This window comes from Kribbella sp. NPDC050459 (assembly GCF_040655315.1).
Lineage (GTDB): Bacteria > Actinomycetota > Actinomycetes > Propionibacteriales > Kribbellaceae > Kribbella.
This window is the reverse complement of sequence record NZ_JBFAJQ010000015.1, coordinates 108,165-120,400: the sequence shown is the minus strand read 5'-3', so window position 1 is coordinate 120,400 and position 12,236 is coordinate 108,165. Positions and strand designations below refer to the sequence as shown.

Sequence of the window (12,236 nt, the reverse complement as noted above, 5' to 3'; positions counted from 1 at the left end):
GAGGACATCATGCATCCACTCGTCGAGAGGCTTCGCGGGACACTGCTCCCCGCGGTCGTCACCCCGATGGACTCCGACGGCGTCGTCGCCTACGACGCCCTGTCGGCGTACGCCGTGACGCTGACCAAGCACGCGATCGGCGGCGTCGCCGTGTGGGCGCACACCGGGCGCGGGCTGTATCTGTCGCCGGGCGACCGCGCGAAGGTGCTCGAGACGTGGCGGTCCGCCACCGACGTGCCGATCGTCGCCGGTGTCGGCGTACCGAAGGCCACTGCGGCGCAGTCGCTGGAGGACGCCGCGGACGCGACGGTGGAGATGGCGAGGGCCGCTGCGGCCGGCGGAGCCGATGCGGTGATGGTCTATCCGCTGGCAGCGCTGGGCGAGCGGCCGGACGGTCACGCGCAGGCGGTCGCGCTGCACGAGCGCGTCGCGGCCGAGAGCGGGCTGCCGCTCGTCGGGTTCTACCTGCACGGCGAGGCGGGCGGCTATCCGTATCCGCCCGAGCTGATCCGGGATCTGCTGTCGCTGGACGCGATGCTCGGCGTGAAGACCGCGACGCTCGACCGCGCGATCGGCTGCCAGGACGCGATCTGGGCCGGGCGCGGCACCGGCAAGCTCCTGATCACCGGCGAGGACCGGATGTACGGGCCGTCGTTCATGTGGGGCGCGGACACGGCGCTCGTCGGGATCGCGTCGGCCCAGGTCGAGCTGTCGGCCGCCGTACTGCAGGCCTGGACGGCCGGCGACCACTCGGGGTTCCTGACCGCGTCGGAGCGGCTGGACCGGTTCGCGGCGGCGACGTTCTACGCGCCGATCGAGGGCTACGTGCAGCGGATGCTGTGGGCGGCCGAATGGGAGGGGCTGGTGCCGGCCGCGGCCGCACACGATCCGTACGGGCCGGTGCTGCCGCCGGGCGAGCGCGATCTGGTGATCCGCTGCCTCGAGGAACTGCACTAGCCAGGGAGCAGTGAGGTGGCGCGCTCCCTCCTTCGCTCCACCACACCGACGCTCCCCGGGCCCACCGCAAGGGGTGGCGGCAATTGTGGTATTGACCGAAACTAGGAGAGCAAGGCCTGAACGTCAAGATCTCGGAGCCCGCTGCGCTATTGTGCGACTTGAGGGCCAGACCAGAAGTCGTCGGAGGACCGCCGTGAGGATCTGCTCAGCTCCAGGCTCGGTGGACTGATGGCGCTTGCGGTCGGGGTGGTCGGGCCTGAGGACCTGGTCCAGCGGGTGACCGTGGTCGGCGCCCCCAGCGGGACCACACTGCTGCCGCTGCCGTACCGGCACGAGACCGAGGCCGTCGAGCTCGTCGAGCAGGCGCACAGCGACGTCGACGCGTTCCTGTTCACCGGCGTCGTCCCGTACACGATCGCCACCGAGGCCGGGGTGATCGACCGGCCCACGATGTACGTCTCGTACGACGGGGCGACCCTGCTGCGCGCACTGGTCGAGCTGCTGCGGCTCGGGCACAACGTCACCCAGTTCTCGATCGACACGCTGCGGCGGGCCGAGGTCCTGGAGACCCTGATCGAGGCGAAGCTGCCGACGGACCAGATCCAGGTGCTGCCGTACCGGCCGGGCCTGACGTCGGACGACATCGTCGCGTTCCACCGCACCGCGCGGGACAAGCACGACACGAAGGTCGCGATCAGCTGCCTGGGTTCGGCGTTCCACCTGATCGAGAACGAGATGCCGTCCGTGCGGCTCGCGCCGTCGCGGTACTCGATCCGCTCCACCCTGCAGGCGCTGATCCTGACCACCACCGGCCAGCACGTCGGCGACGCCCAGGTCGCGCTCGGCGTCATCGACCTCCCCGAGCCCGACGACGCGCTGGCCGCCGACCTCATCACCCTCGGCGGCAGCCTCGCGGCGCTGCCCGACGGCCGGCACCTCGTCGTCACCACCCGCGGGCTGCTCGAACAGGCCACCGAACAGTTCTCCCGGATGCCGCTGCTCGACCACCTCGCGGCCCGGCACTCCACGGCGTACGTCGGTTTCGGCGTCGGCCGGACGGCTGCCGAAGCCGAGGCGCTCGCCCGCCGCGCAGTCGGCCGCGCCGCCTCGATCGGCACTGTTGCCGGGGTCGTCTCCATGTCCGACGACGTCGAGATCGTCATCGAACCCTCCGGCGAACAGCCGGCCGGCGCCCGCGGCACCGAAAGCCTCCCGCTCCTGGCCCGGCGGGTCGGCCTCAACACCCAAACCCTCGCCCGCATGCGAGAACTCACCGCCACCCTCCCCAACGGCCTCACCACCCAAGACGTAGCCGACCACCTCGCCGTCCAACTCCGCACCGCCCGCCGAGTCCTCAAACGCCTCGAACGAGCCGGCCTCGCCGCCCCCACCGGCACCCAACAACACGGCCGCACCGGCCGCCCACCCACCGTGTACCTGATCCGCCTGTAGCTATGGGGTGATGACGGTGACGCCGGGTGGGGTGCCGTTCGAGAGGTCCGCCAGGGCGGCGGGGGTTTCGGCCAGGGTGATGGTGCGGGTGATCAGCTGGGTTGGGTTGAGCTTGCCTTGGGCAACCAGATCCAGCATCTCGGGGTAAGCATGGGCCGGCATGCCGTGGCTGCCCAGCCAGGAGAGTTCCTGGCCGATGAGGCGGCCTACGTCCAACTGGACGCCGTTGGGGAGGAGGCCGACCTGGACGTGGCGGCCGCGGGGGCGGAGAGCTGTCAGGGCTTGCTGGACGATGTCGCTGGACCCGAGGGCGTCGATGGTCACGTGCGCACCGCCGAGATCGCGCAGTTGGCTGACAGTGTCGGCGGACGCTTCGAGGGTGTGGGAAGCGCCATAGGTGCGGGCCAGCTCGAGCGCCGCCGGGTTGGTGTCGATGGCGATCACCTCAGCACCCAGAGCGGCGGCGATCATGACGGCGGAGAGACCGACGCCGCCGCAGCCGAAGATTGCGACGCGTTCGCCGGCGGCGACCTTGCCGATCTGGTGGACGGCCCGGAACGACGTGGCGAACCGGCAGCCCAGGCCCGCGGCGGTGGCGAAGTCCATGTCGTCGGGCAGCCGGACCAGGTTCACCGCGGCGTAGGGCACCGCGACGTACTCGGCGAACGAACCCCAGTAGTTGAACCCGGGCTGCAACTGATTCGGGCACACCTGCTGATCACCGGCAAGGCACTGCTCACACGAGCCGCACGCACAGATGAACGGCGTCGTGACCCGATCCCCGACCGCCCACCCGGACACGCCGGCACCGACCGCGGCGATCGTTCCGGCCAGCTCATGCCCCGGCACATGCGGCAGCACGATGTCGGAGTCGTGCCCCATCCACCCGTGCCAGTCACTGCGGCACAGCCCGGTGGCCTCGACCTTCAGGACCACCGAACCGTCCGCGACAACAGGCTCCGGAACCTCACGAACCTCAGGCAGTACGCCGTACTCCGAGACAACAACTGCTCGCATCAGAGCAGCTTAATCAGCCGCCGGCGACCGCGGGGATGATCGAGACCTGGCCGCCGTCCTTGATGGTGGTCTGCAGGCCTTCGGCGAAGCGGACGTCGTCGTCGTCGACGTACACGTTGACGAAGCGGCGGAGTTCGCCCGCGTCGTCCAGGACGCGGCCCTTGATGCCGGGGTACGACGCGTCGAGCGAGTCGAGCACCTCGGTCAGCGTCGTGCCCTCGGCGGACACCTCGGACACGCCCTGGGTGTAGGGCCGCAGGATGGTCGGGACGCGAACGCTCACACTCACTGCAGGCCTGCCTTCACGAAGGCGTCGTACGACGCGGGGATGGTCACCTTGGGGCCGACCCGGTCGGCCACGGCGTCGAGCGTCTTGAGCCCGTCGCCGGAGTTGATGATCACCGTCTCGGCCTCGGGGTCGAGCTGGCCGGTCGCGATCAGCTTCTTCAGCGTCGCGACGGTCACCCCGCCCGCGGTCTCGGCGAAGATGCCCTCGGTGCGGGCCAGCAGCTGGATGCCCTCGACGACCTCGTCGTCGCTGACGTCCTCGATCGCGCCGCCGGTCCGGCGGGCGACGTCCAGCACGTACGGCCCGTCGGCCGGGTTGCCGATCGCAAGGGACTTCGCGATCGTGTCCGGGCGCACCGGCTTGACCACGTCGTGCCCGTCGCGGAACGCCTGCGCGACGGGCGAACAGCCGGTCGCCTGCGCGCCGTACACCTTGTAGTCGGTGGCGTCGACGAGGCCCAGCTTGCCGAACTCGGTGAAGCCCTTGTCGATCTTGGTCAGCTGCGACCCGGACGCGACCGGAATCACGATCTGCTGCGGCAGCCGCCAGCCGAGCTGCTCGGCGATCTCGAAGGCGAGCGTCTTGGAGCCTTCGGAGTAGTACGGGCGGACGTTCACGTTCACGAACGCCCAGCCCTCCTCCTCACCGGCGATCTCGGAGGCGAGCTTGTTCACGTCGTCGTAGTTGCCCTCGACGGCGACCAGCGTCCCGCCGTACACAGCGGTCGTGATGACCTTCGGGCGCTCGAGGTCGTGCGGGATGAACACGACCGAGCGGATGCCGGCCCGGGCGGCGGCCGCGGCGACCGCGTTCGCCAGGTTGCCGGTGGACGGGCAGGCGAAGACCTTCATGCCGAGCTCGCGGGTGGCGCTCAGGGCGGAGGCGACGACGCGGTCCTTGAAGGAGTGCGTCGGGTTGCCCGAGTCGTCCTTCACCCACAGCTTGCGCAGCCCGAGCTCGCGGGCCAGGTTCTGCGCGTCGACGAGCCGGGTGTAGCCGGGCTCGGTGTTCGGGAAGCTGGCCACGTCGACGGGGACGGGCAGCAGCGGCTGGTACCGCCAGATGTTCTTCGGGCCGGCCTCGATCTGCTCGCGGGTGATGTTCGGGTACTCGTATCCGACCTCGAGCGGACCGAAACACTCCATACAGGCGTAGAACGGGCCGAGCGGCGACTTCGCCCCACAGGCGCGACAGCTCAGGTGCGTACCGTTGCCGAAGGCACCTTCACGGATCGTGTGGGTGGCGGTCAGGCTCATGAGTGAGGTTCCCTCCTCATCTTCCCCGGTCGCCGGATCTCGGCGCGGGACGGATTTGGCACCGTTCCCTCGCGGAGAGCCCCGGACGGGGTCTCGACGGGGAGGGTTGCCGGGACGTCAACGGGCCGTTTCCCTCAGTCCCTCTGGATGAGCTCCCCCGAGATTACCCAATCGGGTCCATATTGTGTCCCGCGTTCCCAGTATTCGAGACGCGGGATCTCAGCCCCGGCGCTCCAGGAAGCGCATCACCGGCGTCGCCGCGACCCCGTGCACAACGACGCTCAGGATCACCGTGAACCCGAGTGTCGCCCAGAGCCACGGCAGGTCGTCCCGGAAATGCGCTCCGACCGCGGCGAGGTAGTACACCGACGACACGCCGCGGACGCCGAACGCCGCCGTCGCCCAGCGTTCGGACCGCCGGAGCCCGGATCGCGCGAGCGACAGCCACCCGAACAGCGGACGAACCACGAAGACGAGCAGTACGCCGACAGCGGCGCCGGCGACCGTGAGCGGCTTCAGCAGCCCGGCGGTGACCGCGGCGCCGAGCAGGAGCAGGACGCTCCACGTGAGGATGTGTTCGAGCTCACCGATGAAGTCGTGCAGCTCGCCGTGGAACGCGTGCTTGCTCTCCACCGACCGCAGCGTGAGCGCCGCGACGAACACAGCGATGAACCCGTACCCGTGCAGCACCTGGGTGAGCCCGTACACCCCAACCGTCAGAGCCAGCGCGAGCACCGGCTCCCGGGCCTCCGACAGCCGCAGGCTCCGGGCCGGCGCCGAGAACGTCATCCGCCCGAGCAACCAGCCCGCGCAGAAGCCGATCGCGACCCCGATCACCGACTTCCCGACCACGTCCCAGGCGACCCACTGCCACGGCGACAGGGTCTTGGTCGCGACGAAGACCGCCAGGTACACGAACGGCGCCGCCATCCCGTCGTTCAGGCCCGCCTCGGACGTGAGCGCGAACCGCACCTCGTCGTCCTCGTCGAGCTCGGCGTCCTCGCCGGTCGTCGGTCCCTCCACCTGGACGTCGGACGCGAGCACCGGATCCGTCGGCGCCAGCACCGCGGCGATCAGGAGCGCGGTCGCCGGAGCGAGCCCGAGCAGCCAGCCGGCCCCGGCCAGCGCCGCGATTCCGGCCGGCATCGCGACGAACAGCAACCGCCAGGTGACTGACCAGGTGAGTAGGCTGATCGGCCGGTCGATGGCCAGGCCGACGCCCATCAGCGCGACGATCACAGTCAGCGCCGCCAGATGCTTCGTCAGCGCCGGCTGGGCGATCGGGCTGAGGTGGACGCGGTCGACGGCGAGGCCGAGGAGCAGACCCGCACCGAGGAAGGCGATCGGCGCGGAAATGGCGTACCGCGCCAGTAACCGGGGCAGTACGGCACCGAGCAGCAGTGCCAGGCCTGCCACGAGATACAGGCCATCCCCGTTGATGATCATCGTCAGGCACCTGTGCCCAGGGCTACCTCAGCCGATGCGTGGCCCCCGGCGTGTGGGTGGGCAGGGATTTGCGCGGGCCGAAGCGAGGATGGCCGATGCCTGCCAGCTCGATCAGGCGCTGCACCCGGAAGCGGTGACCGCGGTACGGCTCGATCAGTTCGGCGCAGCCGTCGTCGTCGAGCTCCTCGCCGATCAGCGCGTACGACACGTTCCGCGACACGTGGTAGTCCGCGAACGAGAAGGCGTCCGCGTCGCCGTGAGCCCGCTGGCGCACCTCGGCCGCCGTCCACACGCCGACTCCCGGCAGCGACCGCAGCCGTCGCTCGATCTCCGCGGAGTCACTCAGCTCGAGCGTCCGCTCCAGCGCCTTCGCCCGGGTCGCGGCCGTGATGACGACCCGCGATCGCCGACCCTCGACACCGGCGCGCAACCATTGCCAGGACGGGATCTGCCGCCACTCCTCCGGCGCCGGCGGCACCATCATCACCCGGTTGCCCTGCTGATGGGGCCCTGGCGCCGGCTCGCCGTACTCCCGCAGCAGCAGTCGCCACGCCCGGAAGGCCTCCTTGCCGGTCACCACCTGCTCGATCCCGGCGGCCGCCATCGCCTCGAACACCGCGCGGGTCCGCGGCACCCGCAGATGCGGGAAGCGCCGCGCCGCGTCCACCAGGACCCGGTGCTCGGGCAGCGGCTCGAACCCGTCCCAGCTGTCCCGGTCGCCCAGCAACTCCGGAACCCCGTCCAACGCCCACTCGGCCCCCGGCCCCCACGCCTCGGCCTCGACGGATCCGGCATGCGGCGTCAGCCGCAACAGCACCGGCCCCTCCGGAGTCCGCGTCGCCCGCCACACCGTCCGCCGCGCCGCGTCGAACACGTACGCCGGATCGCCGGGCCCCTTGCGCAACCCGCCGATCACCGACTGCGGATCCACCACCCGCCCAGGACGCCAGACCCGCACCACCGAACTCACCCGCCAAGTCTTACCCACCGCTCCGACAGAATTCATACTGATCCCCATGAACGCCTGGCAGTGGCTCAAGGTGGTGGGCAACTTCCTCAACCTGTCCACCGTGGCCGGCGCCTTCGTCGGCGTGCTCGGACGGGCCAAGTTCACGCGAGGGCCGCGGGGGCTGTTCTTCGCGAACGAGTACAAGCTCGGCTTTCCGATCGCCGGCGCGTTCACGATCGGCAACGTCGTACTCAGCAAGCACGACCGCACGTACTTCGACAACGCGGCCCTGGTCCGGCACGAGGAGCGGCATTCGTGGCAGTACTTCTGCCTGATCGGCCTGCTGATGCTCCCGCTGTACGTGGTGGGCGTGGTCGTCTCGTTCCTGCTCACCGGCGACCCGGCGTCGCGGAACCCGTTCGAGCGGCTCGCGAACCTGAAGGACGGCGGCTACGTCGAGCGGCCGATCCAGCCGATCGGCAAGACCGTGACGCAGACTCTCAGCGTGCTGAGATCGCGTCCGAAAGCGCCGTGAGCACGGTCACCACACCGCTCGGGTCGTCGACGACGACATCCGCGGCCTCGATCAGCTCGGCGGCGTTCGAGGACCGCGTGGCCAGCAGTACGGCGCGCAGCCCGGTCTCCCGCTCGGCCTGGATCGCCCGGTACGCCGCGAGGTCGCCGAGGTCGTCACCGGCGTACAGGATCGATCGGGCGCCGGTCGACTCGATCAGGCCGCGGAGCGCGACGCCCTTGTCGATCCCGGGCGGCCGCAGCTCGAGCACGAGGTTGCCCGGCTCGAGCCGCAACGAAGTCTCCTCGGCGAGCGCGGTCAACGGCGCCCGGAGCAGTTCGAAGGCCCCGACCGGATCGTCCAGCCGGCGGGTGTGCACGGCCAGCGAGCTGTCCTTGTCCTCCACGAACGCGTCCGGTACGCCGGCCTCGCGCAACAGTCCCGGCAGCCGGTCCCGAGCCGTCGTGACACCGGGCGGCACCGGCTCACTCGTCACCATGCCGGTGGCGGCGTCCCAGCGCTCCAGCCCGTAGTGCCCGAGGACGACGAGATTCCCGAGTCCCGGGTGACCGCTCACCCCGGACAGCTCGGTGGCGACCAGCGCGGGCCGGCCGGTGACGATCGCGACCTGGTTCACGCTCCGGGCGAGCCGGGCCAGCGCGTCCAGAGCGCCCTCGACCGGGCGGGACAACGCCGGGTCCTCGACCAGCGGCGAGAGGACGCCGTCGAAGTCCGACGAGATCACGGCACTCGCCGGGTCCGAGACGATGGCTTCCCAGCCTTCCCGTCCCGCCTCGGTCTGGATGACCGGAGTACTCATCCTGAGTAGTCCGAGGTCAGGATCACCGTCAGGCGATCCTTCTTCATGTTGTCCAGCGCACCCTTGGTCCGGCCGACACCGATGTCGCGGGCGAGCTGGTTGGCGGCGTCGAGCATGCCCGGCGGGTAGTACACCGTGCTCTCGGCGATCTTGCCGTGCCAGTTGTCCGGGGAGCCGGCCACGGTCCAGCCGGCCTGCCGCGCGCGGCTCGCGACCGAGTCGGCCAAGCCCTTTTGCGAGGTGTTGTTGTACACCTCGATCGCCGGGCGCTCCTCGGCCGGGATCGTGACCGGCTGCGTCGGCTTCGGCGGCTGCGTGGCCTGTGTCGTCTCCGACGGCTGGCTCGGCTGGGTGGTGGGCTCGGTGGACGGCGGCTCGCTGCTGGGTGCGGTCGTCGGCGCGGGAGTCGGCTCAGCGGACGGCTTGGTGGACGGCTTCGGCACGCTGGCCCCGACCGTCGAAGGCCCGGTGGACGGCTTCTCCGACGCTTTCGGCGTACTCGCGCCGGCCGGCTTCTCCTCGGCCTTGCTGTCGTGCCCACGGGTCCCGAACAGCACGAGCAGCCCGGCCACGATCGCGACCACAGCAGCCACGGCAACGAAGGAGGACAGCACCTGCCCCTGATCGCCCCGCGGGCGCGGAGCAGCAAGGCACGCCCTGAGGCGGCGGGACATGGTCAGACCTCGATGCCCAGGCGGCGTGCGGAGCGGGCGCGCTGGCGGGCGGCGCGGAGGCGGCGCAGGCGCTTGACCAGCAGCGGGTCGTGCGCGAGGGCCTCGGGGCGGTCGATGAGCGCGTTCAGGACCTGGTAGTAGCGGGTCGCCGACATCTGGAACTGGTCCCGGATCGCCTGCTCCTTCGCCCCGGCGTACTTCCACCAGTGCCGCTCGAAGGCAAGGATCTGGCCGTCACGCTCCGAGAGTCCGGCGACGACCGGCGGCGCAGCTTCGGCGGGGCCGGGGGAGCTGGCGTTGGCGCTGTCCATCTGCTGCTGACTCCTGTGCGGTCGGTGATCGTCCGTCCGCCAGCCACTCTACGTGCAGAACGACAGCCATGTCATTCACCGCCGGACCGACACGAAGCGTGTCGCTGACAAGGCAACCGGACGCAGCCAACTCTGGCAGGATCGTTCCAGTGAGCTCAACTTCTTCCAGCGTGGCGCTCGTGGAGGAGTTGCAGGGGCGGATTCGTGAGGTCGACCAGCTGGTCAACGCCGTCTGCACTCCGAATCCCGCGGCGCTCACCGATGCCGCCCGTCTCGACACAGAGCGTGACGATGGGCGGGTCCGTAGCCCACTGCACGGCGTACCCGTGCTGGTCAAGGACAACATCGACACCGCCGGCCTGCCGACCACAGCCGGCTCGCTGGCGCTGGCCGACCAGCCACCGCCGCCGGAGGACGCGCCGCTGGTCCGCCGGTTGCGCGAGGCGGGCTGCGTGATCCTGGGCAAGACGAACCTGAGCGAGTGGGCGAACTTCCGCGGCTCGGCCTCCTCGTCCGGCTGGAGCGCGTACGGCGGCCTGACCCGCAACCCGTACGCGTTGAACCGGTCGGCGGGCGGCTCCTCCTCCGGGTCCGGCGCGGCCGTCGCGGCCGGGCTCGCCGACTACGCGATCGGCACCGAGACCAACGGCTCGATCGTCTGCCCGGCCGCGCTGAACGGCGTGGTCGGCCTGAAGCCCACCGTCGGGCTCATCTCGCAGCAGGGCATCGTCCCGATCTCGCACTCGCAGGACACCGCCGGACCGATGACGAAGACGGTTACTCAGACGGCTGCGCTGCTCTCGGTCCTCACCGGCGGTCACACCGACTACACCGAGTACTGCCGCGGCACGGACCTCAGCAACGTGCGCATCGGCGTACCGCGCGGTCCCCTCTGGGGCTATTCGACCGGCCTGGACCAGGTAACCGAGCGTGCGCTGGAGCTCCTCAGTCAGTGCGGAGCGACGCTGGTCGACCACTTGTCGTTGCCGACACCGGGCGGCGACGAGGACCAGTTGCAGGTGCTCTCCCACGAGCTGAAGGTCGACATGGCGGCGTACCTCGCCACCCGTGCGCCCGGCGGTCCGCGAACGCTGGACGATCTGATCGCGTTCAACAACGAGCATGCGGACCAGGAGCTGCAGTGGTTCGGTCAGGAGCTGTTCGAGCGCGCCGCGGCCACCGAGGGTCTCGACGCCCCGGTGTACGTCGCTGCGCGCCTCACCGCGCTCCGCGCCGGGCGGGACGGCATCGACAACCTGCTGCGTGACAACCAGCTCGACGCGCTGGTCAGCCCGTCGTACTCGCCGGCCTGGGCGATCGACCTGGTGAACGGCGACCACGTTCTCGGTAGCTCGTCGTCACACGCCGCTCTGGCGGGCTATCCGCTGCTTTCGGTGCCGTCCGGGACGGTCGCCGGACTGCCGGTCGGGATCACGATCAGCGGTACGGCGCGAAGTGAGGTCACGCTCATTCGCTTGGCTCACGCCTTCGAAACCGCGAGAATCGTTGCAGACGGACCGTTCCCGACCCCGGAGTTCACACAGTGGGTATAGATCGCGTCAGGTGGGGAATCGTTGCAACCGGCAACATTTCGACCCAGTTCACGCACGATCTGGCGCTGCTCCCGGACGATGCGGTCGTGGCCGCGGTCGCGTCCCGCTCCGAGGAGAGCGCGCGGAAGTTCGCCGCCGAGTTCGGCATCCCGCGCGCGTACGACGACTACCGGCGACTGATCGACTCCGGCGAGGTCGACGTGATCTACATCGGGACCCCGCACCCGCAGCACTACGCGATCGCCCGGACGGCGCTGCAGGCCGGCGTCGCCGTGCTGTGCGAGAAGCCCGTCACGCTGACCGCGGCGCAGGCCAAGGACCTGATCGCGGTCGCCGCCGAGCACCGGACGTTGTTCGCCGAGGCGATGTGGATGCGCACCAACCCGGTGATCCAGGCGGTCTTCGCGGACCTGGAGCGCGGCGTGATCGGCGAGCCGCAGCAGGTGGTCGCGGACTTCGCCTTCCACAAGCCTGCACTGCCGGCGCGCCTGCTCGACCCGGCGCTCGGGGGAGGCTCGCTGATGGACGGCGGCATCTACCCGATGACGTTCGCCTACCTGGCGCTCGGCCGGCCAGCAGAGGTGAAGGCGGTCGGTTCGCTCAACCAGGACGGGATCGACCTGAACGTCGCGATGGCCTGGCGGTACGACTCGGGCGCGGTCGCCGCGCTGACCTGCGGCCTGCGCTCGCAGAACCCGTGGGTCGCGTCGATCAGCGGCCCGGACGGCAACCTGCAGCTCCCGCACCGCTTCCACCAACCCGAGTACTACGTGCGCACAACCGCCTCCGGAGCGGAGCGGATCGACGTCCCGACGCATGGCCGTGGGTACCACTACGAGGCGGCAGAAGTGATCCGTGCGCTACGCCAGGGACTGATCGAGGTTCCGGCTCTCCCCCACGCCGGCACGCTCGAGATCCTCGAACTGCTCGACGAGACCCGGAGCCAGATCGGGGTGCGCTACCCCGGTGACGACGACGACCTGAGTGGATGACGCTGA

Annotated in this window: 13 protein-coding genes and 1 riboswitch; of the genes, 5 read left to right on the top strand and 8 right to left on the bottom strand. The window is 70.3% G+C overall.

Annotated elements, in window-relative coordinates; translation table 11 throughout:
- Positions 1-9: 9 nt before the first annotated feature.
- Positions 10-957, top strand: a complete 948-nt coding sequence (locus AB0I12_RS35510) for a dihydrodipicolinate synthase family protein (RefSeq protein ID WP_359938482.1) — start codon at positions 10-12, stop codon at positions 955-957.
- Between the two features lie 228 nt (positions 958-1,185).
- Positions 1,186-2,409: a hypothetical protein gene (locus AB0I12_RS35505; RefSeq protein ID WP_359938479.1), complete on the top strand. Its 1,224-nt coding sequence runs from the start codon at positions 1,186-1,188 to the stop codon at positions 2,407-2,409.
- On the opposite strand, the gene AB0I12_RS35500 is transcribed toward AB0I12_RS35505, so the two are convergent.
- From AB0I12_RS35500 to AB0I12_RS35480, 5 genes are all read right to left on the bottom strand, one after another.
- Entirely contained in the window at positions 2,410-3,426 is a 1,017-nt protein-coding gene (locus AB0I12_RS35500; RefSeq protein ID WP_359938476.1) for a zinc-dependent alcohol dehydrogenase family protein, read from the bottom strand.
- Between the two features lie 13 nt (positions 3,427-3,439).
- Positions 3,440-3,715 carry a ubiquitin-like small modifier protein 1 gene (locus AB0I12_RS35495; protein WP_355473980.1) on the bottom strand — a complete coding sequence of 92 codons (276 nt, stop codon included), beginning with the start codon at positions 3,713-3,715 and terminating at the stop codon, positions 3,440-3,442.
- Entirely contained in the window at positions 3,712-4,971 is a 1,260-nt protein-coding gene (thrC, locus tag AB0I12_RS35490) for a threonine synthase (protein WP_359938473.1), read from the bottom strand. The genes AB0I12_RS35495 and thrC overlap by 4 nt, the downstream gene beginning before the upstream one ends.
- Before the next feature lie 13 nt (positions 4,972-4,984).
- Positions 4,985-5,125: riboswitch (SAM riboswitch) on the bottom strand.
- A gap of 65 nt (positions 5,126-5,190) precedes the next feature.
- A complete protein-coding gene (locus tag AB0I12_RS35485; protein ID WP_359938471.1) occupies positions 5,191-6,417 on the bottom strand; it encodes a cation:proton antiporter in 1,227 nt (408 codons plus the stop codon).
- A gap of 22 nt (positions 6,418-6,439) precedes the next feature.
- The gene (locus tag AB0I12_RS35480) at positions 6,440-7,387 is read right to left on the bottom strand and encodes a DNA-3-methyladenine glycosylase 2 family protein (RefSeq protein WP_359938468.1); all 948 of its coding nucleotides are present in this window, start codon (positions 7,385-7,387) and stop codon (positions 6,440-6,442) included.
- Between the two features lie 46 nt (positions 7,388-7,433).
- Between AB0I12_RS35480 and AB0I12_RS35475 the strand changes: the two genes are divergently transcribed.
- Positions 7,434-7,901, top strand: coding sequence for a hypothetical protein (locus AB0I12_RS35475; RefSeq protein WP_359938465.1), 468 nt, complete (start codon positions 7,434-7,436; stop codon positions 7,899-7,901).
- On the opposite strand, the gene otsB is transcribed toward AB0I12_RS35475, so the two are convergent.
- From otsB to AB0I12_RS35460, 3 genes are all read right to left on the bottom strand, one after another.
- On the bottom strand, positions 7,867-8,700 hold the full coding sequence (gene otsB / locus AB0I12_RS35470) for a trehalose-phosphatase (protein WP_359938462.1): 834 nt from the start codon (positions 8,698-8,700) through the stop codon (positions 7,867-7,869). The two genes, AB0I12_RS35475 and otsB, sit on opposite strands and share 35 nt — an antisense overlap.
- Entirely contained in the window at positions 8,697-9,293 is a 597-nt protein-coding gene (locus AB0I12_RS35465; RefSeq protein ID WP_359938459.1) for a LytR C-terminal domain-containing protein, read from the bottom strand. Before AB0I12_RS35465 ends, otsB begins: the two co-directional genes overlap by 4 nt.
- Before the next feature lie 83 nt (positions 9,294-9,376).
- Entirely contained in the window at positions 9,377-9,685 is a 309-nt protein-coding gene (locus AB0I12_RS35460; protein WP_359938456.1) for a DUF3263 domain-containing protein, read from the bottom strand.
- Between the two features lie 68 nt (positions 9,686-9,753).
- Here AB0I12_RS35460 and AB0I12_RS35455 point away from each other — a divergent pair, with 68 nt between their 5' ends.
- Positions 9,754-11,238: an amidase gene (locus tag AB0I12_RS35455; protein WP_359938454.1), complete on the top strand. Its 1,485-nt coding sequence runs from the start codon at positions 9,754-9,756 to the stop codon at positions 11,236-11,238.
- Positions 11,229-12,230, top strand: coding sequence for a Gfo/Idh/MocA family oxidoreductase (locus AB0I12_RS35450; RefSeq protein ID WP_359938451.1), 1,002 nt, complete (start codon positions 11,229-11,231; stop codon positions 12,228-12,230). Before AB0I12_RS35455 ends, AB0I12_RS35450 begins: the two co-directional genes overlap by 10 nt.
- Positions 12,231-12,236: the final 6 nt, after the last annotated feature.

Coding starts and splice junctions, on each gene's coding strand:
- AB0I12_RS35510 (WP_359938482.1), top strand. CDS start 10: ATGCATCCACTCGTCGAGAGGCTTCGCGGGACACTGCTCCCCGCGGTC.
- AB0I12_RS35505 (WP_359938479.1), top strand. CDS start 1,186: ATGGCGCTTGCGGTCGGGGTGGTCGGGCCTGAGGACCTGGTCCAGCGG.
- AB0I12_RS35500 (WP_359938476.1), bottom strand. CDS start 3,426: ATGCGAGCAGTTGTTGTCTCGGAGTACGGCGTACTGCCTGAGGTTCGT.
- thrC (WP_359938473.1), bottom strand. CDS start 4,971: ATGAGCCTGACCGCCACCCACACGATCCGTGAAGGTGCCTTCGGCAAC.
- AB0I12_RS35485 (WP_359938471.1), bottom strand. CDS start 6,417: ATGATCATCAACGGGGATGGCCTGTATCTCGTGGCAGGCCTGGCACTG.
- AB0I12_RS35475 (WP_359938465.1), top strand. CDS start 7,434: ATGAACGCCTGGCAGTGGCTCAAGGTGGTGGGCAACTTCCTCAACCTG.
- otsB (WP_359938462.1), bottom strand. CDS start 8,700: ATGAGTACTCCGGTCATCCAGACCGAGGCGGGACGGGAAGGCTGGGAA.
- AB0I12_RS35460 (WP_359938456.1), bottom strand. CDS start 9,685: ATGGACAGCGCCAACGCCAGCTCCCCCGGCCCCGCCGAAGCTGCGCCG.
- AB0I12_RS35455 (WP_359938454.1), top strand. CDS start 9,754: ATGTCATTCACCGCCGGACCGACACGAAGCGTGTCGCTGACAAGGCAA.